Annotated in this window: 18 protein-coding genes; 8 read left to right on the forward strand and 10 right to left on the reverse strand. The window is 67.3% G+C overall.

The features are described 5' to 3' along the window. Positions 1-124: 124 nt before the first annotated feature. Positions 125-562, forward strand: coding sequence for an STAS domain-containing protein (locus A37U_RS52075; protein ID WP_020500517.1), 438 nt, complete (start codon positions 125-127; stop codon positions 560-562). Next, positions 552-683: a DUF6292 family protein gene (locus A37U_RS54535; protein WP_020500518.1), complete on the forward strand. Its 132-nt coding sequence runs from the start codon at positions 552-554 to the stop codon at positions 681-683. Before A37U_RS52075 ends, A37U_RS54535 begins: the two co-directional genes overlap by 11 nt. A gap of 213 nt (positions 684-896) precedes the next feature. Here A37U_RS54535 and A37U_RS0130760 read toward each other — a convergent pair whose 3' ends face one another. Further along, positions 897-1826 (reverse strand): LysR substrate-binding domain-containing protein, encoded by a 930-nt coding sequence (locus A37U_RS0130760; RefSeq protein ID WP_026197777.1) that lies wholly within the window; start codon positions 1824-1826, stop codon positions 897-899. Positions 1827-2066: 240 nt separating this feature from the next. On the opposite strand from A37U_RS0130760, the gene A37U_RS46210 reads away from it, so the two are divergent. Further along, positions 2067-3167: an MBL fold metallo-hydrolase gene (locus A37U_RS46210; RefSeq protein ID WP_040589191.1), complete on the forward strand. Its 1101-nt coding sequence runs from the start codon at positions 2067-2069 to the stop codon at positions 3165-3167. A gap of 36 nt (positions 3168-3203) precedes the next feature. After that, positions 3204-4616, forward strand: a complete 1413-nt coding sequence (locus tag A37U_RS0130770) for an SLC13 family permease (protein ID WP_020500521.1) — start codon at positions 3204-3206, stop codon at positions 4614-4616. Positions 4617-5522: 906 nt separating this feature from the next. On the opposite strand, the gene A37U_RS46215 is transcribed toward A37U_RS0130770, so the two are convergent. Next, positions 5523-6599 (reverse strand): alpha/beta fold hydrolase, encoded by a 1077-nt coding sequence (locus A37U_RS46215; RefSeq protein ID WP_063712858.1) that lies wholly within the window; start codon positions 6597-6599, stop codon positions 5523-5525. A 286-nt stretch (positions 6600-6885) separates the two neighbouring features. Between A37U_RS46215 and A37U_RS0130780 the strand changes: the two genes are divergently transcribed. Beyond that, positions 6886-7842 carry a LysR family transcriptional regulator gene (locus A37U_RS0130780; RefSeq protein WP_026197778.1) on the forward strand — a complete coding sequence of 319 codons (957 nt, stop codon included), beginning with the start codon at positions 6886-6888 and terminating at the stop codon, positions 7840-7842. Here A37U_RS0130780 and A37U_RS0130785 read toward each other — a convergent pair. The 8 genes from A37U_RS0130785 to A37U_RS0130820 are packed head-to-tail and all read right to left on the reverse strand — an operon-like array spanning position 7839 to position 15950. Continuing rightward, the gene (locus A37U_RS0130785) at positions 7839-9074 is read right to left on the reverse strand and encodes a vWA domain-containing protein (RefSeq protein WP_205623063.1); all 1236 of its coding nucleotides are present in this window, start codon (positions 9072-9074) and stop codon (positions 7839-7841) included. The two genes, A37U_RS0130780 and A37U_RS0130785, sit on opposite strands and share 4 nt — an antisense overlap. Continuing rightward, positions 9049-9741, reverse strand: a complete 693-nt coding sequence (locus tag A37U_RS0130790; RefSeq protein WP_020500525.1) for an SRPBCC family protein — start codon at positions 9739-9741, stop codon at positions 9049-9051. Before A37U_RS0130790 ends, A37U_RS0130785 begins: the two co-directional genes overlap by 26 nt. A 35-nt stretch (positions 9742-9776) precedes the next feature. Then, positions 9777-10691 carry an AAA family ATPase gene (locus A37U_RS0130795; protein ID WP_020500526.1) on the reverse strand — a complete coding sequence of 305 codons (915 nt, stop codon included), beginning with the start codon at positions 10689-10691 and terminating at the stop codon, positions 9777-9779. After that, positions 10688-11275: a nucleotidyltransferase family protein gene (locus tag A37U_RS0130800; protein ID WP_020500527.1), complete on the reverse strand. Its 588-nt coding sequence runs from the start codon at positions 11273-11275 to the stop codon at positions 10688-10690. Before A37U_RS0130800 ends, A37U_RS0130795 begins: the two co-directional genes overlap by 4 nt. Further along, positions 11266-12132: an XdhC family protein gene (locus A37U_RS0130805; RefSeq protein ID WP_086010851.1), complete on the reverse strand. Its 867-nt coding sequence runs from the start codon at positions 12130-12132 to the stop codon at positions 11266-11268. Before A37U_RS0130805 ends, A37U_RS0130800 begins: the two co-directional genes overlap by 10 nt. Positions 12133-12157: 25 nt before the next feature. Then, on the reverse strand, positions 12158-14551 hold the full coding sequence (locus tag A37U_RS0130810) for an aerobic carbon-monoxide dehydrogenase large subunit (protein ID WP_020500529.1): 2394 nt from the start codon (positions 14549-14551) through the stop codon (positions 12158-12160). After that, positions 14548-15072 (reverse strand): (2Fe-2S)-binding protein, encoded by a 525-nt coding sequence (locus A37U_RS0130815; RefSeq protein WP_020500530.1) that lies wholly within the window; start codon positions 15070-15072, stop codon positions 14548-14550. The genes A37U_RS0130810 and A37U_RS0130815 overlap by 4 nt, the downstream gene beginning before the upstream one ends. Before the next feature lie 2 nt (positions 15073-15074). Beyond that, entirely contained in the window at positions 15075-15950 is an 876-nt protein-coding gene (locus A37U_RS0130820) for an FAD binding domain-containing protein (RefSeq protein ID WP_020500531.1), read from the reverse strand. 373 nt (positions 15951-16323) lie between these two features. On the opposite strand from A37U_RS0130820, the gene A37U_RS0130825 reads away from it, so the two are divergent. From A37U_RS0130825 to A37U_RS0130835, 3 genes are all read left to right on the forward strand, one after another. Next, complete coding sequence (locus tag A37U_RS0130825; protein ID WP_020500532.1) at positions 16324-17445, forward strand: XdhC family protein; 1122 nt, start codon at positions 16324-16326, stop codon at positions 17443-17445. Positions 17446-17548: 103 nt separating this feature from the next. After that, complete coding sequence (locus A37U_RS0130830; RefSeq protein WP_020500533.1) at positions 17549-18832, forward strand: ATP-binding protein; 1284 nt, start codon at positions 17549-17551, stop codon at positions 18830-18832. A gap of 54 nt (positions 18833-18886) precedes the next feature. Further along, the gene (locus A37U_RS0130835) at positions 18887-19798 is read left to right on the forward strand and encodes a phytanoyl-CoA dioxygenase family protein (RefSeq protein ID WP_020500534.1); all 912 of its coding nucleotides are present in this window, start codon (positions 18887-18889) and stop codon (positions 19796-19798) included. The last annotated feature ends 7 nt before the right edge of the window (positions 19799-19805 follow it).

Raw genomic sequence — 19805 nt, forward strand, 5'->3', positions numbered from 1 at the left:
GGTTTGCGTATGCCATATGTTGGCGGTGCGACCCGGAGCATGTTTCGGGAGCGTGCCGATGTGCATACCGCTGGATGATGTTGCTGTCCCTTCCCCGGTCCTTCCTGGCGAGCGCGGTGCCGCAGTGGCCTCGCTTTCGCCGCTGCGATTGTATCGGCGCGTCGAAACCGCTGGGATCCTGGTGCTCACCGCGGTTGGTGAGGTGGACACCACGACGACGCCGATACTCGACAAGGAACTAGACCACATCGCGGCCCAACCATCGGTTCGGGCGGTGGTGGTCGATTTTTCCTCGGTGACGTTTCTCGGCGTGGCCGGAATGGAACTACTACTGCGAGCCGCCGGATGCGCGGCCGTACGTCGGCGCGAATTCGCGCTCGTGGTCGGAAATCCGGCGATGTGGCGAACCCTGGAGATAACGGGGGCCGAACCGGCTCTGCTGTGTTACGGGTCGCTGCACGAGGCCGTCGAGGCAGCTGCGACACACTCGCAATACCTGGCTGCCATCGGCAAAACCGGAGAGACCCGAGTATCGACCGATGGGAACGCCGATGAAACCTGATACCGATGTCGGACACGCGCAGATCGAACAAGGGCTACAGGCCTACATCGCCCTGCCCGGCCATCTCACCGAATACCCGCACAAGGATGTGGCACTGACCTGGGATCAGTCCTGTGGATAGGCATGCGCGCTCGAACCGGGGCCCGGTGCGGAATTGTCCACACTGGCCTATTACGGCGACGCGCTCGTTCCGGAGCCGCGCGAGGTGATCGCGTTCGCGCGGACCGTTCTGGCCCACGGGCCCCGCATTCTCCGGTCGAGCCTGGCCGCGCACCCAGTCCACTGCTTCGCGAAAAGCACGACGGAACCGTTGGTGTTACGAACCCTGTTCCGGTCACTGAGCCTGGTTGAGCCGCTGCGCGCTCTGCCGTAGGTGCTGGACCATTGCCGTGGTGGCCGGGTTCAGCGGTCGTTCGGCGGCCAGTGTCAGGCCGACGGTGTGGCCGATTCCCTCGAGGTGGACCGGGAGGACCGCCATGCTCGGGTCCCCCTGGTCGATCGGGCTGGGCAGCACTGCCACTACGTCCGAGTCGATGAGCAGCTGGCGCATGGTGAGGAACGAGGTGGTCTCGACTCGGTTGACGGGCAGACCGAGGCGGTGACGGACGAAGTAGTCTTCCAGGTCTCGCCGCAACCTGGTCTGGGTGCTGGGGAGGATCCAGGGGTAGTCGAGTAGGTCCGTGAGCGTAATGTCGGCCTGCTCGCGTGCGGGGTGATGTGCTCCGACGACGATCTGCACCGGTTCCTCGTACAACAGGTGCCGGACGACCGCGTCGTTGCTGGGGGCGGTCACGCGTCCGACGACCACGTCCAGCCGGCCCGCTACCAGGTCGACCAGAAGTGTCTCGGGGGATCCTTCCCGTACCTCGATGGTCAGGTGCGGGTGGTCGGTCTTCAACGCGGTGATGGCCTTGGGCAGCAAGAGAGTCGCCCCGGTCAGGTGCGATCCGATGACGACCGTGCCGCGATCGGCATCGGCGATCTCGGCGATATGGCGCGCGGCCTGCCTGAGCTGGGCAATGACCGCTCGCGCCTGCTCGGTAAAGGCCACGCCATAGATGGTCGGGGTGACACCCCGGGCGCCGCGATCGTAGAGGGGGACGCCGAGGATCGATTCGAGCTCGTGCAGCCCTCGGGTCAGCGCCGGTTGGGTCAAGCGCAGGGCCGCAGCGGCTCCGAGAACGCTACCCTCTTCTGTCAACGCGTCGACCAGGACCAGGTGGCGTAGTTTCATCCGGCCGTCGAGCAGCCGCGGGATGTCCATGACCGCACAGTATCGGCCCATCGAGGCGGAGCGCGTGATCATGCACCGGGACGCGGCGCGGCGGGAGTCGTGCCGGTACCTCGACACAGTAGCGCCAGGCGAGCAAGGTATGCCGGTTCCTTATACCTCACACGAAAACCCGTATTGGTCAGTTATGCCACACCGGCGGGAGACTGGCCGCACCGTCAGGAACTCCGTGATTGGACCGGTATGAACAACAACGCCAGTGGATCGGGATCCGTGGATTCCACGAAGGATTCGGGGGCACAGCTGGTGCTGCTCGGCACCCAGAGTGGACCGATCCCTGGTACGCGGGCAGGCATTGCCACCGCACTGGTGGTGGACGGGGCGATCTACCTCGTCGATGCCGGCAGTGGTCTGCCTCGCCAGTTCTTCAGTGCCGGCCTCGAGTTCTCCCGGGTGCGCGGAATGTTCATCACGCACCTGCACTCGGACCATGTGGCCGACTACTTCAACTTCTTCTCGCTGAACTGGACGAACTGGGACTTCCACCGACAGACAGTCGAGGTCTACGGTCCGGGAAGGGCTGATGCCACCGGTCCCGACGACTCCGGTACACCCGGCCTGCCGAGCACGCCGGATGCGCCGCTTGTCGCTCCGGAGCTGCCGACACCGGGGATCACCGACCTCACTCGGTTGTCGATCGCGGCACATGCCTATGACCTCAACCAGCGGCTGCGCTCGACTCGCCGTGTCGGCGGCCGGGCGCTGGAGTTCACCGGGTTGGACGGCCGCCCGATGCTGCGGTCGCATGACATCACGGTGCCGACCGATGCCAACGTCGCGGTGCCCTGCCCGCCGATGGCACCGATTTCGGTCTATGCGGACGATAAGGTCACGGTCACCGCGACGTTGGTGCAGCATCCTCCGGTGTTCCCGGCCTTCGCCTTCCGATTCGAGACCGCGTACGGATCGGTGGTGTTCAGTGGCGATACTGCCCCATGCAAGAACCTGGCCGAGCTCGCCCAAGGCACCGACGTGCTGGTGAACGAGGTCATGGCCGTTGATCCGGCTGTGGCGCGTTTCGCCGGCACACCGTTGTACGAGTCGATGGCTCGCCAGTTCACCGATGCTCACACACCGCACCGCACCCGGCCGGCGGGACCGGGCGTGGCGGAGGTGCCGGGTGTCGGGGCGCTGGCCCAACGAGTGGGTGCAAGGTCACTGGTGCTGACCCACATCTATCCCGGAGACGGCTCGGTGCCGGACGAGGAGTTCCAGACAGCCGCTGCTGAGGAGTTCGCCGGTTCGGTCGTCGTCGGCCACGATCTGATGTCGCTTGATCTCCGCCGGTCGACCACCACGTCTTCGGCCCGCTGAGTCTGGTCAGTGCCTGCACGGAAGGACATCCGGACCATGACAGCTCTACAGTTCGCATCACTGGCAACACTGGTGGCGATGTTCGTCCTGACGGTGTGGCGGAAGGTGAACATCGGGCTTATCGCGTTGCCCGCCGCCTACATCCTGTCCCTGGTGGCGGATGTCCCGGGGAAGGCGTTCATGAGCATGTTCCCGGTGAAGCTGGTGATGCTTGTCATCGGTGTCACGCTGCTGTTCGCGCATGTGGACCGCAGCGGGCTGCTGGAACACTCGATCCGGACCGCTATGCGATACGGCGGGCAGCGCACGTGGGTGGTCGCCGGGATCTGCTTCGTCATCCCCGCCGCGCTCACCGCCGCCGGAGCCTACGGTCCCGCATCCGCCGCGATCATCATGCCGATCGCGTACAGGCTGTCCAAGCAGGCGAAGATCAACTATTTCACCCTCGGTACCGCGACCATCTTCGGTGCGATCGGCGCGACCTTCTCTCCGTTGAGCGCCAGCGGCGCCCTCGTCAAGTCACTGTCCGCCAAGGCCGGTCGGGACTACTCCACCGGTGCGTTGTTCATCCTGCCGCTCATCGGTACTGCCGCCATCACCGCGGTCACCCTGCTTGTCGTTCACCTGCTGGAGTCGCGAGCCTGCACGGTGCGCCGCTCGGCTGCCCGCGAGGCGCTCACGGTGGAGGACCCCGACCACGAGACGGTCACGGCGCAGGCAACCACCACGAGCTCGGCTCAGCGCGGACACGGGGAAGCCCCCACCCGCGATAGCCCGGCGGGCACAGCGCGACACGGTTGGTCCGGCGTTATGGACACGGACGCGGCCATTATCCCTGAACGGCGCAAGCACCTCACCTCCTACGAGCTGGCCTGCCTGTGCACCGTCGTCGGTATGTTGATCGCGGTGTTCGGCTTCAATCTAGACGTCGGTTTCGTCTCCCTTGCAGGCTCGCTGCTGCTGTTCCTGGTCTTCCGCCCGCCCGAGAAGGACATCATCAACGCCATCCCCTGGCAGGTCGTCTTCCTCATCAGCGGTTTGCTGATGTACATCGGGGTGCTCACCAAGATCGGCACGCTCGAAGCCATGGCCACGGTTCTCTCCGGTATCGGCACCCCGGTCCTCACGTTGCTGGCGTTGGCCTACTTGTGCGCCCTGATGTCCAACGTCGAGTCCGCTGCGATCCTCGTCCTCGGGATCCTGGTGCCCGTCGCCCTGGCCGTCTTCGGCAGCTCACCGATCGCGCTACTCGCCGCACTCATCGTCGTCGCATTGTGCTCCGCCGCACCGGCACTCAACCCCGCGCATATCGGCGGGGCACTCGTCCTCGCCAGCGACGACCCCGCACGCGAACCATTCACCTTCAAGAAGCTGCTCTGGCACGCGATCGCCGCCACACTCATCGTGCCCGGCGTGGTCACCCTGACCGTCATACCGCTTGTCACATGACAACCACCCAACGCCACCGACGGGCGCGCACGAAACTCGGCTCTGGCGCACGCCTCCGCGCTTGTTCTCCAGATCAGAGTCGCCTGTGCCAGCCGCAACGAGCAGCTCAGCTTCCAGAAGGGCTTGTTCAGGCCGCGACTCACATTGCCTAAGAGGGGCACGAGTCCATTTCGTGACCTTCACACCCTGCCGGGGAGTCAGACGTGGCGTGGCGAGCCGCCGCGCGCAGTCTGCCACCGGCGCGGGCAACCCCACAAGCGGGGAGCCGGGTACCACGGACCCCACTGCGGGACGCCACGGTCAGCACTGACCGCAAAAACCCGCCGCACGTCAAGGTAGGTCCACTGTGGACAGATAGAAGTTGATCACCGTTACCCTGGCTCCATTGTCCCTTGGCAAGGGGAACAACTGGAAATGCGACATCAACTGGTCGACCGCCGAAACCCCTGGTTCGGTCACCGTATCGCGCAACGGCAAAACGCCCGCCAAGGACACCGGACCGAACCGCGGGTCCGGCCTCACTCAGCGAGGTAGGTCTCGTGGCAGGTGGCGATATCCGCACGATCACCCGGCGAAGAAGACCGGCGTTGCGCGGCGAAATTCCACGAACACCACGCTATCGGGACCGCTGTCCACAAAGGCCGGTCGGCCAGCCATCGTGCCGGTCAGCGAACAGCGGTACACGCACCAGAACAGATCAAACCCGGCCAGATCTTTGAAACAGGACAGTCCGTACGTGTCATCGGATTGACCGAGTGTGCCAGAGGGTGCCGGAGCGTTCCCAGGCCCATGCGTGAGCCGGAGTACGGCTTGCGTTCGGCCGATGAGCGTGACGGCGGCTCTCGCCGGGCTTCGCCCGGACGTTCTGCCGGCTGAGCTCGCCGATCCGGTCTCGCGGGTGGGCGGTCAGCGGACCCGCTGGTTGATCGAGCGCACCAGCTCGATGAACCGGCGGGGTTCCTCGGCGTGCATGTCGTGGCCGCTGTCGACCTCGACCAGCTCGACGTCCCTGATCAGCGAGGCAATCCGGCGAGCGTCGTGGTCGTCGATGGCTCCCTGCAGAATCCCGTCCGGTCCGTACTTCCAGTTCGCGTGGATCAGCGTTGTGGGTGCTCGGATCCCGCGCAGTGTCTGCTCATGATCGAATCCATGATCCCAGTCTCCGGTGTAGAAGGCGTCGCCGAAGCGGGGATCGTAGTTCAGCATCGAGCGCTGCATGTCGTTCCAGCTGGGCGGCATGAACAACAGCGTGATCGGCCGGTCCGGATGCCGGACATGCCGGCGTAGTCCGGTCCGGATGATCCGGTCCGCGCTATCACCGAAGAAGTCCCAGAGCTTCTGGTGGGTGAAGCTGTAGGCGATCCAGTCGGTCTCGCCGGACTGGAGGAAGGCATGGCAGTTGCTGGCCAGGTCGACCCAGTTCCAGGTTTTCCGTGCCCGCGGCAGAACAGTGGTGAAAAGCGGCGGGTCCTCCAACACCGCGGCGTGCACAAGATCGGGCCGGTGGCCGGCAAGCCAGGCCGCCAGCTGACCACCCGACGAGTGCCCGGATACGGTGACCGGCGTTCCGATCACGTCCTCGATGAAACGGGCGAGATCGGTCCCGATCGCCGAGGCAGAGTACTTCTCTGGCACTCGATCGGAGCCGCCGTGGCCGTATACATCGATGGCGAAAACGGAGAAGTCCCCGGCAAGCTCGGGCAGTACCGGGGCGTAGCTTTGCCAGTCGACACCCTGCCCGTGGATCAGCAGCAACGGCGGTTTCTCGCCCGCCGGTCCGGCCGCGTAGTTGATCGTGGATCCGTTGATGATCACGGTCTGCTCGACGAACCCGGCGCATCTGGTCCGTGTTCTGGCCGCGTCGTAGGCTTTCACGTTCCGGACAGCCCACCCGCCGGCTGCGATCCCGGCCATGGCCACCAGCGAACCGCCCGCGGCGAGTGCGATACCGGCCTTGCCGATGTTCGCGGTGCGGAACCTCATGGACCGATCATATCCGGCTCGTCGCTCGCCGTCCCCGTCTTCGCTGCCGGCCATCCGGATCGCCGTGCCCAGCATGACCCGTCCCGCGCCGGGGCTGCTCCTGCGCCGGGAAACATGGCTTCATTCCGGTGGCTCTCAGCACGGGAGAGCTCGCGACCACATACGCGGATTGTCTCGAGCTGACCGATTGCCGGTGGACTGGTACAACCCCGCCACGATGCCCGGCGTGTCGGGCGGGAAGACACGGCCCCTGACACAGACCCGGGCCGGGGGCGATAATGGGTAGGTGACACCGACTCAGTTACGTGCGTTTGCCGCTGTTGTGCGTTTGGGTTCGGTGCGGCGCGCCGCTGCTGAGTTGGGGGTCTCGGAGGCGGCGGTGTCGTTGCATGTCGGACAGCTGCGCAAGGAGTTGTCCGATGAGTTGTTCACGCGGGCGAATTCGGGGCTGGCGTTCACGCCGGGTGGGTTGCGGTTGGCGCGGCGGGCGGCGGAGATGCTGAGTTTGCAGGAGCGCACGGTCGTGGAGGTGAGTCAGGCGGGGCACGGTCGGCGTTTGTTGCGGGTGGGGGCTTCGAGCTTGTTCGCCGAGCATGCGGCTCCGGGGTTGATCGAGGCGTTCACGGCCCGTGCGGCGGATTTGGACGTGGAGTTGGCCGCGCACAGCCCGGAGCAACTGCCCGGTCTGCTGCATACGCGAACGGTGGATGTGGCCCTGGGGCCGCGTCCGGCGGTGGTCGACGCGGGTGTGGTGTACCGGCCGTTCCTGAATTATCAGATGGTGCCGGTGGCCGCGGCCGAGCATCCGTTGGCGGCTGGGCAGGCGGACCCGGCGCGGTTACGGGAGCAGACGTGGCTGCTCGGCCCGTCCGCGGCCTCAGAGGTCGGCACGGTCGCCGATGTGCTGCGGCAGCTGGGGATACCGGAGGGGCGCCAGCGGATATTCCAGAGCCATGCCGCTGCGTTGGAGGAGGTCAAACGCGGCCATGGCGTCACGCTCGCGCTGGCGTTCACGGTGCGACCGGATCTGTCCCGGGGCACGCTCGTGAGCGTGGGTGGGGGCGCACTGTGCTGGAACGGGGCGTGGCACACGGCGGTCCTCGCCGACAGTGGTGCCCCGGCCGCGGCGTCGGAGCTGGTGCGGTTCCTGTCGACTCCCCGTGCGACACAGGCGATGGTGCGTGGACCGGGAGTACACGCGGGCCGGTTCCGCCCGGCCGTGCACGTCACGTTGTGGAGTTAGCGGGTCGCTGTCCCGGTGATGACGGTGATGGCCGCACCAAGTGATTCGAGTGTGCCGGCAGGCAACAGTGCGTCACAGTAAGGCAGGGCGGCGGCCATCGCGGCCACTCGGGGACTGAAACCACGTGCGCCGGCGCGGGGGTTGAGCCACAGCACGCGGTGGGCTCGGCGACGCAGCCGTGCCATGGCGCGGGCGAGCTCCTCCGGGGGATCACTGTCCCAGCCATCGGAGGCGATCAGCACGATCGCACCGCGGGTGAGATCGGCATGCGGCCCGGAAAGGAGAGCGCGGAGGTTGGTGGCGATGCGGGTGCCGCCGAACCGGTCGGTGACGAGCTCGCTGGCGTGGTCGACGGCTTGCCCGGCGCAGCGGTGCCGCAGCACGGTGGTCAACCGGGTGAGTGTGGTGCCGAAGGCGAAGACCTCGGTGTGTGTTTCCACCGCCAGGGCGCGCATCAGGTGCAGATAGACAGTCGCCTGGGCGTGCATGGATTGGCTGACGTCGGCCAGGAGCACGACACGGCGGGGTTTGTCTCTGGGACGGTGTCGGGCGAGGTGGGCCGGTTCCCACCCGGTACGGCGCGCCCGGTGCAGCGTCTCGCGCAGGTCGATGGTGCGGCCACGATGGTCGTTCACTCGGCGACGGCTGCGGCGGGTCGGCCAGTGTGGAGCCGCTTTCCGTAGCCAGGAACCGAGTTGGGCCAGCTGCATGTCGTCGAGGTGTTCGAATGGGACGTCCGGCGTCCCGCTCCGGGGACTCGGGCTGCGTAGCGCGATCACGATGCCCCCATCGGAAGTGTCGGTGCGGGACACCGGGTCGGGAAGTGTGCTCCACGGAAGGGGGTCGTCGTCAGGACCGTGCTCGGGTTGACCGGGGCCGGTGCCCGCGTCGTCGGCGTGCCCGCTTGTCTTCGCCAGCGGAGTTCGCCGGGCATGCGGGTCGACCGCGAGCGTCGCCTCGCCGAACACCTGCGCGAACACCGTGTCGAAGATGCCGATTTCGCTGTGCCGGTTGACGAGGCTGATCCGGGCGCTCCAGTACAGCCGGGTGATCGAGTCCGGGGCGCAGGCGGCCAATGCCTTGGTGAACGTCTCGACCGCCGGTGATCCGACGGTCAGGCCGTGTCGGCGCAGCCGCACGGCGAACGCGGTGGCGAACGCGGCCCGGTCCACGGCGGGCAACAGCGCCGTGGACCGTCCCGATGACTCAACTCGAGGTGTTTCCACGGCCACGGCCGATCATGATGACGACCGCGACGAGCGCGAGTACGGCCGCGGCGACCGGCAGGGCACGTTTGGCGACCGAATCACCGGCCAGCGAGAGGACGTCCACCGGTGCCGTTTCGCCGCTGCTGTGCGTACCGGGCCGGGTTGCCGCCGGGGCGACGGCTCCCGTCGGCCCGGTGCGAGCCTCGCCGGTCGTGCCGGAGGCCTTGTTCACCGGCTCGGGTGTGGGCTTGGGCAGGATCTCCGCCTCCAGCGCCGTGGTGAACCGGCCGAGGAGTTTCTCCGACACCTCTTGGATCATGCCGCTGCCGAACTGGGCGACTTTGCCGGTGACGGTCAGATCCGTGTCGACCGTGACGGTCGTCTTCTCGCCGGATTCGCGGAGCCCGGCGGTGATGGTGGCGGAGGCATTGCCGGATCCCCGGGTTTCCTTGCCTTTCGCGTGGATCACGGCGTGGTGCTGGGTGGGGTCTTTCTCGGTGAAGGTGATGGTGCCGGAGTAGGTCGTGGTCACCGGTCCGACCTTGATCTTGACCTGACCGGAGTAGACGTCCCCCTCAGCGCCGGTCAGTTGGGCACCGGGCATGCAGGGAGCGATGCGCTCGATATCGGTCAGTACCTCCCAGGTCTTGTCGATCGGTGCGTTCACGGTGAACTCGTTGTGCAGTCGCATTCGGTTCCTTGTCGTTGTCGGTGGTGGTCGTCGGCCTAACCGGTCGCCCGGCCCGGATCGCCGTCCCCGCTCGAATCGGCGGCATGCAGTTCGGCGAGGGCCTCGGCGATCGTGTACCGGTCGTCCGGGGTCTTGGCCAGGGCGCTGAGGGTGCGTACCGCGTCGGTGCGGACCAGTTCGGTGGCTCCGAGCGCGGAGAGCGCGGCGACCCAGTCGATGGTCTCGGCCAGGCCGGGGGGCTTGTCGAGGTCGAGCTCGCGCACCCGTCCGAGGAAGGCCGCGGCGGAATCGAGCAGCGCGGTGTTGGCGGTGGGCACACGACGGCGGAGGATTTCCACGGCACGGGCCGGTTCGGGGTATTCGATCCAGTGGTACAGGCAACGGCGGCGCAGGGCGTCGTGCAGTTCACGGGTGCGGTTGGAGGTCAGCACCACGATCGGGGCGTGTTCCGCGGTGACCGTACCGAGCTCGGGGATGGTGATGGCCGATTCACCGAGGAATTCGAACAGCAGGGCCTCGAATTCGTCGTCGGCGCGGTCGATCTCGTCGATGAGCAGCACCGGTGGGATGGGCCCACGGTGGCGCACAGCCGCCAGGATCGGGCGCTCCTGCAGGAACTCTTCGGTGAAGAGATCCGCGTCCTGCAGTTGTCTCCCGCGTGATTCGGCGAGCCGGACGGCCAGCAGCTGACGCTGATAGTTCCACTCGTAGAGGGCTTCGCTCGCGGTGAGTCCCTCGTAGCACTGCAGCCGGATCAGCGCAGTGCCCACCATGCTGGCAAGGGCCTTGGCCGCGGTGGTCTTCCCGACGCCCGGCTCGCCCTCCAGCAGCAGTGGCTGCCCCAACGTCAGCGCGAAGAACAGCGCGGTGGCTGCTCCGTCATCGACGAGATAGTCCACCCGGTCCAGCCGTTCACGGATGTCGTCGGGATCGGTCACCGGGATGCTCATCCGCGGACTCCGGTCTCGGCCAACAGCATCTGGTAGTCCTCCCAGGTATCCACATCGGGCGGTACGGTCGTTTCCACCGCGAGCTCGACGACCTCCGGGGTGCGCTCGAGCAGTGACCAGACGGCCTTGTCACCGTGCAGGGCGGCCAATTCCCGGAACAGCTCGGCGTGGAACCAGAAAGGATGCCCCACCCCGTCGGTGTAGCGGCACACCCCGGCCGGACTGGCACCGGCGGCGCGCAGCAGTTCCCGGACCGTCTCGGGCCGGATACCGGGCTGGTCACCGGGCAGCAACACGAGCCCCTCCGCCCGTGGATCCACTGCGGGGATCGCCTGGCGCAGCGAGTTTCCGCACCCGTGCCGGTGATCGGGTACCTCGACGATCCGCGCTCCGGACAGGTCGACGCGAGCCCGGACTCCCTCGGCCGCCCCGCCGAGGGTGACCAGCAGCTGGCCGAACGCGCAGCGCCGCGCCGTGTCCATGGTCGCGTCCAACAGGGTCGCCCCACGGTAAGGCAGAAGCTGTTTCGGGTGCCCGAGCCGCCGGGAACTCCCCGCGGCGAGTACGAGACCGGTCACGAACACGGTGTCACCGCCCGGTTTCCGGTCAGGTACCGGGTACGGCAGGTATCGGCGCAGAACCACACGTCGGCACCGTCGACGACCGCGTGCGGCGTGTCCGGGCCGACCGTGACCGTCATCCCGCAGACGGGATCCTCGGCGATCCCCGGTTCCGCCGGTGCGACGCCGGGCACGCCGAGGTGCTCGAGGCGGATCGCGGCGATGATCTCGGCCATGATCGACACGGCTATCTCGGGCGCGGTGCGCGCACCGATGTCCAGGCCGACCGGTGCGTGGATCCGAGCCCGTTCGTTCTCGGTGAGTTCCATCTCCGCGAACAGCGCTTCGGCGCGCCGTTTGCTGGCCACCAGCCCGATGTAGCCGATCCCGGCTTCCAGCCCGGCGCGAATGCTGTCGGTCTCGTCGTGGCCGTGGCTGGCGATCACCACGGCCGTGGCTCCCGTGGGCTCGCCGGTGCGCCGTGGGGCGAACTCGAGCAGTTCGGCCATGTTCGTCACGGCGTCGGCGATCGGGGACTGTCCGGCGATCCACAGCACGGGCGAGGGCAACAGAGGCTCGAGGAAGATCTCCAAGGCACCACCGGAAAGACAGGGATTGACCACCACCCGTGCGCCCGGTGTGTCGGGGAATGCGGTCTCCCCCTCGGGCAGTACGCGCAGCAGCACGGACTGCCGGTCGTGCAGGGCACCGAGCGCGGCGGTGCGGACCGAGTTCTCGGCGCACTGCCCGCCGACGAATCCCTCGATGACACCGTCGGGCAGCACGATCGCATCGTCGCCCGGACGCACCGAGGTGGGAACCTGGGCGCGGACAACGACGGCGTGCACGAAAGGCACACGCCGGGTACTCAACTCACGCATCCGTGTCGCTGTACCGGTTCGCATCTCAGATCGGGGGTTGTGGGTTGCCGCACATCGCTTCCCATACCCGGGACGGCGTCAGTGGCATGTCCGCGTGGTGAACGCCGAACGGCCGCAGTGCGTCGATGACCGCGTTGACGATCGCGGGCGGGGAACCGACGGTCGCCGATTCGCCGACGCCCTTGGCGCCGATGGGGTGGTGTGGGGACGGGGTGACGGTGTAGCCGGTCTCCCAGTCGGGAACCTCGAGCGCGGTGGGGATGAGGTAGTCCATCAGCGAGCCGCCGAGGCAGTTGCCGTCCGAGTCGAAGGCGATCATCTCCATCAGCGCCATGCCGACGCCGTCGGTCAGCCCGCCGTGCACCTGGCCTTCGATGATCATCGGGTTGATCCGAGTGCCGCAATCGTCGACGGCGATGAACCGGCGGACCGTGACATGCGCCGTGCCGGGATCGATGTCGACTACGCAGATGTAGGCGCCGTGCGGGTAGGTGAGGTTCTCCGGGTTGTAGCAGATCTGTGCCTCCAGACCGCCCTCGATGCCCTCCGGCAGGTCGCCGGCGCCGTGTGCCCGCATGGCGATGTCCTGGATGGTCACCGATTGTTCGGGATCGCCGGCGACCTGGAAACGCCCTTTCTCCCATTCCAGATCCGCGATCGAGACCTCCAGCATGCCCGAGGCGATCAGCTTGGCCTTGTCCCGGACCTTGCGTGACACCAGTGCGGCCGCGGCCCCGGAAACGGGCGTCGAGCGGCTGCCGTACGTGCCCAGACCGAACGGCGTCTGATCGGTGTCACCGTGTACGACGTCGATGTCGGCCGGCGGGATACCGAGTTCCTCGGCGACTATCTGGGCGAACGTGGTCTCGTGGCCCTGTCCCTGCGTCTGCACCGACAACCGGACCACGGCCTTGCCGGTCGGGTGCACCCGAAGCTCGCAGCCATCGGCCATGCCGAGCCCGAGGATGTCCATGTCCTTGCGCGGCCCCGCTCCCACGGCCTCGGTGAAAAACGAGACACCGATGCCCATGATCTCCCCGCGAGCCCGTTTCTGTTCCTGCTCGCGGCGCAACTGCTCGTATCCGGCGATCTCCATCGCCTTGCGCATCGTCGGCTCGTAGTTCCCCGAGTCGTAGACCCATCCGGTCTTCGTGGTGTACGGGAACTGATCGGGGCGCAGGAAGTTGTCCAGCCGCAGCTGTGCCTGGTCGACACCGAGTTCGTCGGCGAGCCTGCTGACCATCCGCTCGACGAGGTAGACGGCTTCGGTGATCCGGAAGGAGCACGCATAGGCGACCCCGCCGGGCGCCTTGTTCGTATACACCGCGCTCATCGAGCAGTAGGCGGCTTCGAGGTCGTAGCTGCCGGTGAACACCCCGAAGAAGCCAGCGGGATACTTGACCGGTGCCGCGACTCCGTTGAAGGCCCCGTGATCGGCGAGCACATGGGTGCGGATCGCCAGGATCTTGCCTTCCTTGGTGGCCGCGATCTCCCCGCGCATGACGTAGTCCCGGGCGAAGCCGGTGCTGGTCAGGTTCTCCGAACGGTCCTCCATCCATTTCACCGGTTTCCCGGTGACCAGGGAGGCCACGATCGAGCACACATAGCCGGGATATATCGGAACTTTGCCGCCGAAGCCGCCGCCGATATCCGGGGAGATGATCCGGATTTTGTGTTCCGGGAGTCCGGCGACGAGCGCGTACAGGGTGCGGTGCGCGTGTGGGGCCTGGGTGGTCGACCACAGAGTCAGCCGCCCGTCCACCGCGTCGTAGTCGGCGACCGCCCCGCAGGTCTCCATCGGGGCCGGGTGCACGCGCGGGTAGACGATGTCCTCGGACACCACCACGTCAGCCTTCGCGAAGACCTTTTCCGTGGCCCCGGCGTCGCCGGTCTCCCAGTCGAAGATGTGATTGTCGGTCTTGCCCTCGATCTCGTCCCGCACGACCGGCGCGGCCTCATCGAGGGCTTTGCGGACGTCCATCACCGGGTCGAGGGGGTCGTACTCGACATCGATGAGTTCCAGCGCGTCGCGGGCGGTGTATCGGTCGTCGGCGACGACGAAGGCGACCTCTTGGCCCTGGAACCGCACTTTGTCGGTGGCCAGCACGGACTGCACGTCATTGGAGAGCGTCGGCATCCACGCCAGTCCCTTGTCCGCCAGCATCGTGCCGGTGACCACCGCGTGCACGTGCGGCAGGGCTTCGGCGGCACTCGTGTCGACGGACACGATGCGCGCGTGCGCCATGGGGGAGCGCAGGATCGCCAGATGCAGCATGCCGGGGAGCTGGACGTCGTCGACATAGCGGCCCTTGCCGCGTACGAATCGCGGATCTTCCTTGCGCAGCATCCGCCCGTAGCCGACCGGTTTCTGGTCGTTGTCCTCGAATCGCTCGGTCCGCTTCGGCTCGGTGGTGGTCACGATGCGCTCCCGCTGGGTACGGCCTCGGAGTCAGTGACATCGGGTTCGGTCGCCTCCGCACCATCGGGGTGCGCGGCAGCCCACTGCACCGAGCGCACGATGGTCGCGTAGCCGGTGCACCGGCAGATCTGACCGGAGATCGCTTCCCGCACCTGCTCGTCGGTGGGGTGCGGATTGCGGTCGAGCAGCGCCCGCCCCGTCATCAACATGCCCGGCGTGCAGAAGCCGCACTGCAAACCGTGGCACTCCACGAATCCCTGCTGAATCGGGTCGAGCTCACCGTCGTGTTCGAGCCCTTCGACCGTGCGTACCTCGTGCCCGCCCGCCGAGGCGGCGAGCACGGTGCAGGATTTCACCGGTTCCCCATCGAGCCACACCACGCAGGTGCCGCAGTTGCTGGTGTCGCAGCCCCAATGTGTGCCGGTCAGCCCGAGGTGATCGCGCAGGAAGTGCACCAGCAGCAACCGCCCCTCGATCTCCCTGGTCACCTCGACCCCGTTGACAGCCATCGTGACCTGCATGTTCAGTTCCTCTCCACGATTCGCCGCACCGCCTGGCGCAGCGTCCGTACGGTGAGCTCCTTCGCGAGGTGGCGCTTGTAGTCGGCGCTTCCACGCTGGTCGGTGCTGGGTTCACAGTGCTGCGCGGCGAGTTCGCCTGCCCGGGCGAAGAGTTCTTCGGACGGTGCCTGCCCGCGGCAAGCCTCCGATACCGCCGTGATGCCGTTGGTGTTCGGGCCGACCGCGGCCAGCCCGACCCGTGCGTCACTGAGTACCCCGTCCTCGAGCCACACCGCGGCGCCCGCGGAGACCACCGCCCAGTCCCCGGCGCGGCGCTCGACCTTCTCGTAGGCGCTGGAACCGTTGGGGTGCACCGGAATACGCAGTTCGATGAGCAGTTCGTCATCGCCGACGGCCGTCTCGTACGGCCCCTGGTGGAACTCGTCCATCGCCACCACACGGTCGCCACCGGGGCCTCGGATCACGCAGCTCGCCGCCAGCGTCGTGCACACCGCCGACAGGTCTTCCGAGGGGTCCGCCTGACACAACGACCCGCCGATCGTGCCACGATTGCGCACCACCGGATCCGCGATCACCCGCTCGGCGTCGGCGAAAATCGGGAACATCCGTCCCAGCTCGTCCGACTCCAGCAGCTCGCGGTGCCTGGTCATCGCCCCGATCCGGGCCTCGGTGGGATCGATCCGGATATAACCCAGTTCATCGTGGAGATCGTTGATGTCGATGAGGTACTCCGGCGTCGCCAATCGCAATTTCATCATCGGCAACAGACTGTGCCCACCCGCCAGGATCTTCGCCGTATCCCCATAACGGCCCAACAGATTCAACGCATGGTCGACATCGCTCGCCCGCTCGTACTCCAGGGCAGCCGGAACCTGCATGGCCTGACCTCTTTGTCGTCGTGGTGGAGAACCACAGTCGACACTTCCTCGCGTGTCACCGTCAACACGACCTAAGCAAACCCTTAAGCCGGGCGCACGCCTGGACCTTCCCGTTTCCGCAATTGCGGTCGGACTCGCCGTCTCCATCCATATCTGCGCCATCGAATCCGTGCCCTCCGCCGCACTACTCGATTCCCGCCGCTGAACGCTCGGCAGCGCCGGCTCCTGGGTACGCGATCACTGCCGACCGCACTGCTTAAGGTATGGCTTAACCGCGGTTGACCCGGAACCCGCCGCGACGCAGGATGCTAGTTCTCCGGTGCGAGCGCGGGGACATTCCCGGCGCGTCCGGCGCGGATCTCAGGGAGCCATAGTGCGGGAAATCGTCGAGGAACTGCAGTTCTGGACCGCCGCCAGGCTGCGGTATGCCGTGGCGACCGTGGTGCGCACCTGGCACTCGGCCCCGAGGCAACCGGGTGCGGCGATGGCGGTCTCCGAACACGGCGAGGTGGTCGGCAGCGTGTCCGGAGGCTGCGTCGAGGGCGCGGTCTATGAACTCGCCCACGAGGTGATGCGCTCGGGGAAACCCGTCGTGCAGCGTTATGGTGTCAGTGATGCCGACGCGTTCGAGATCGGCCTGACCTGTGGCGGCACCGTCGAAATCCTCGTTCAGCCCGTCGACGGCGACCATGATCCCGATCTTCCCGCCCTCCTGGCCGCGATCACCGCCCAGCAAGCCTGCGCGGTCGCCACGGTCCTGTCCGGATCGTGTCTCGGTCAGCAGCTGATCCTGACTCCGGATCAGCTGCACTCCACGTTCGAAACGCCCGGACTGGCTGCCCGCATCGTTCCCCGTGTCCGCGGCATGCTCGCCCGTGCGGCCACCGGGTCCGTCACCATCGGCTGTGCCGGACCGTACGGCCAGGAGGCCGTCGAAGTGTTCGTGCAATCCTTCGCGCCCCCGCCGCGCATGCTGATCTTCGGTGCCGTCGATTTCACCACCGCACTGCTACGGGTGGGCAAGCACCTCGGTTATCACGTCACCGTCTGCGATGCCCGCCCTGTGTTCACCACCCGCGAGCGGTTCCCGGATGCCGATGAGCTGGTCGTACGTTGGCCCCACGACTATCTCCGCGATACCGACGTCGACGAACGCACCGTCCTCTGTGTCCTGACCCATGACCCCAAGTTCGACATCCCACTGCTCGAACACGCTCTGACCACCCCCGCCGCGTACATCGGTGTGCTCGGCAGTCGCCGCACCCACCGGGACCGGATCCGGCGGCTGCACGAACGCGGTACCACCGACAGTCAGCTACGGCGCCTGGCCGCACCCATCGGCCTCGATCTCGGCGCCAACACGCCGGAGGAGACCGCGATCGCCATCGCCGCCGAGATCATCGCGCTCGACAATGGCGGCACCGGCCAACGCCTCGCCACCACCGAGCAGCCCATTCACCACGCACGACCCGTCCACCCCCTTCCCATCGCATGAGTGGCCATCGTCCCCGGACAGTGCCGCGGATGCGGTAGTGGCCGTCCTCGGCCGAGCCGGCTGAGAGTCGATACCCGAGAGAATCAGTACGGTGTGAACAATTATGCCGATGTGGCGCCTGCGCGACTTTCACGACCACGACCTGGACCAGGCCATCGAGGTGTGGGACCAGAGCCGGTTCGAGGACGAACCAGCGCCCGCTTTCCCCCTTTCCGAGGTGATGGCCGCTGCCCGGAGCGGGCACCCGGCCGTCGTGGCGGTCATCGAGGACGAGCTCGTCGGGATCGCAGTGGCCCGGACACAAGGAGAGCGCGCCTGGGTGCTCTTGATCGCGCTGGCGATCCGCTGGCGCCACCACGGGATCGGCAGTGCCCTGCTGACAGAACTCGAACGCAAACTGCGCGCGCTCGGCATCCGCCGCATCAGCGCGCTGCTGCCACCCGATGCCGTCGGCGCCGCGGCGCTGGAACACTGTTCCTACCGGTCCCGCACCGACCTGGTGTATCACGAGAGGCTGGACCCGCAGAGCCCCGCCGACACCGACGTGCTCGCCGAACTCGGCGGGCGCCTGCTCCCATCCGGGCTCTGGGACGCGCTCGCCGGGATGACCCGGGAAAAGCAGATCGTCGAACAGCGAATCGTGCTCCCGCTTGCGCATCAGGCGGCGGCCGCCCGGCACGGCGTGCGCCCGCCCAAGGCCGTCATCCTGTTCGGCCCGCCGGGCACCGGAAAGACCAGCTTCGCCCAGGCCATCGCCTCGCGGCTGGGATGGCCCTTCGTGGAACTGTTCCCCTCGCGGCTCGCCGCCGACGCACCCGGAGGGTTGGCGAGCTCGCTGCGCGAGACCTTCGCCGAGCTGGCCACCCTCGAGACCGTGCTGCTGTTCATCGACGAGGTCGAGGAAATCGCCGCGGCCCGCTCCGGAACCGCCGCCGACCCCGGTCACGGAGTGACCAATGAACTGCTCAAACTCATTCCCGGTTTCCGTGAACACGAGGACCGCCTGCTGGTGTGCGCCACCAACTCCGTCCGCTCCCTCGACCCGGCCTTCCTGCGGCCCGGCAGGTTCGACTACACCATCCCGATCGGCCCGCCCGACGCGACCGCCCGCGCGGCGATCTGGAACCGCTACCTCGACCAGGGCGCCGACACGATCGAGATCCCCCGGCTGGTCGAGGCCAGTGCCATGTTCACCCCGGCCGACATCGAATTCGCCGCCCGCAAAGCGGCCCAGACCGCGTTCGAACGCGAGATCCTGCAGCACGGCCACGATCAGCCGGTCAGCACGAACGACTATCTCGCCGCCATCACCGAGACCCGGCCCAGCCTCACCGCTGCCACGCTCGCCGCGTTCGACCAGGACATCGAGCAGTACACCCGCCAATGAACCCACCCGGCCACTCCTGCTCTCCCGGCACGGCGTCGGCGTAGGCTCGCGGTCGTGGAGCTGAGCGAACTATCTTCGGCACCCGCCGATCCCACCGAACGCGCGCTCCGCTACGAGCGGGATGGGTGCCTGTTGGTGCGGGACGCCGTGGATCCCGCACAGCTGGAGGCGATCAGTACCAAGGTGACCGCTGCTCTGCGCGCGGGTGGACTGGCGATGGCAACGGAACTGCGTTGGAGCGGAGCACCCGCCGGTGACCTCGAGGCCACCGGGATCAACGATGTGCCCGCGCTCGACGAGCTCGTCGAGCGCATCGACGGCGGTACCGATCCGCTGCGGCCGGTGGCCGGGGACATCTGCGGGAAACCCATGGTGGTGTGGCGGAGTCTGCACGTCTTCGCCGCTGTACCCGATGATCCCGCACACGTGACGGTGCCGCATCAGGACAACTTCGCGGTCCGCCAGGACGGTGATTACCGGCGATTGTGGATCGCCCTTTCCGAGATCCCGTTCGGAGACGGCGGACTCGGGCTCGCCGCCGGCTCGCACCGTTGCGGGCGCCTGCCGAATGTCGAGCTCTCCGGATTCGCCGATCGGAACACCGGGAAACCGGCGACCGGGATCGACCCGCATCAGGTCGGTGACCGTTGGCAGACCGCGGCGATGCGGCCCGGCGACGTGCTGGTGTTCCGGCCCGGTGTGGTGCATCGCGGCTTGCCGCCGGTCAGTGACCGAATCCGGCTGGCGCTCGCGGTGATCGTCTCGGCGGCGACCGACCCACTGCCACCGATGATCTACACGGGCCCGGAGAACCGCGCTCGCCGCGCACGGATCCGCGAGCTGGCCGCGCCGTTCGGCCTCTCCGAGTTGCAGTTGCTGGCAGTTGCCGCCGATCTGAACCGGGCAGGAGCGGGCATCGACGCCGAAACCGTACAAGCGGCTGCCGAGCGGCACTTGCGTCCGTAGTCGCGGG

It is taken from the genome of Sciscionella marina DSM 45152 (genome assembly GCF_000379465.1).
GTDB classification, from domain to species: domain Bacteria; phylum Actinomycetota; class Actinomycetes; order Mycobacteriales; family Pseudonocardiaceae; genus Sciscionella; species Sciscionella marina.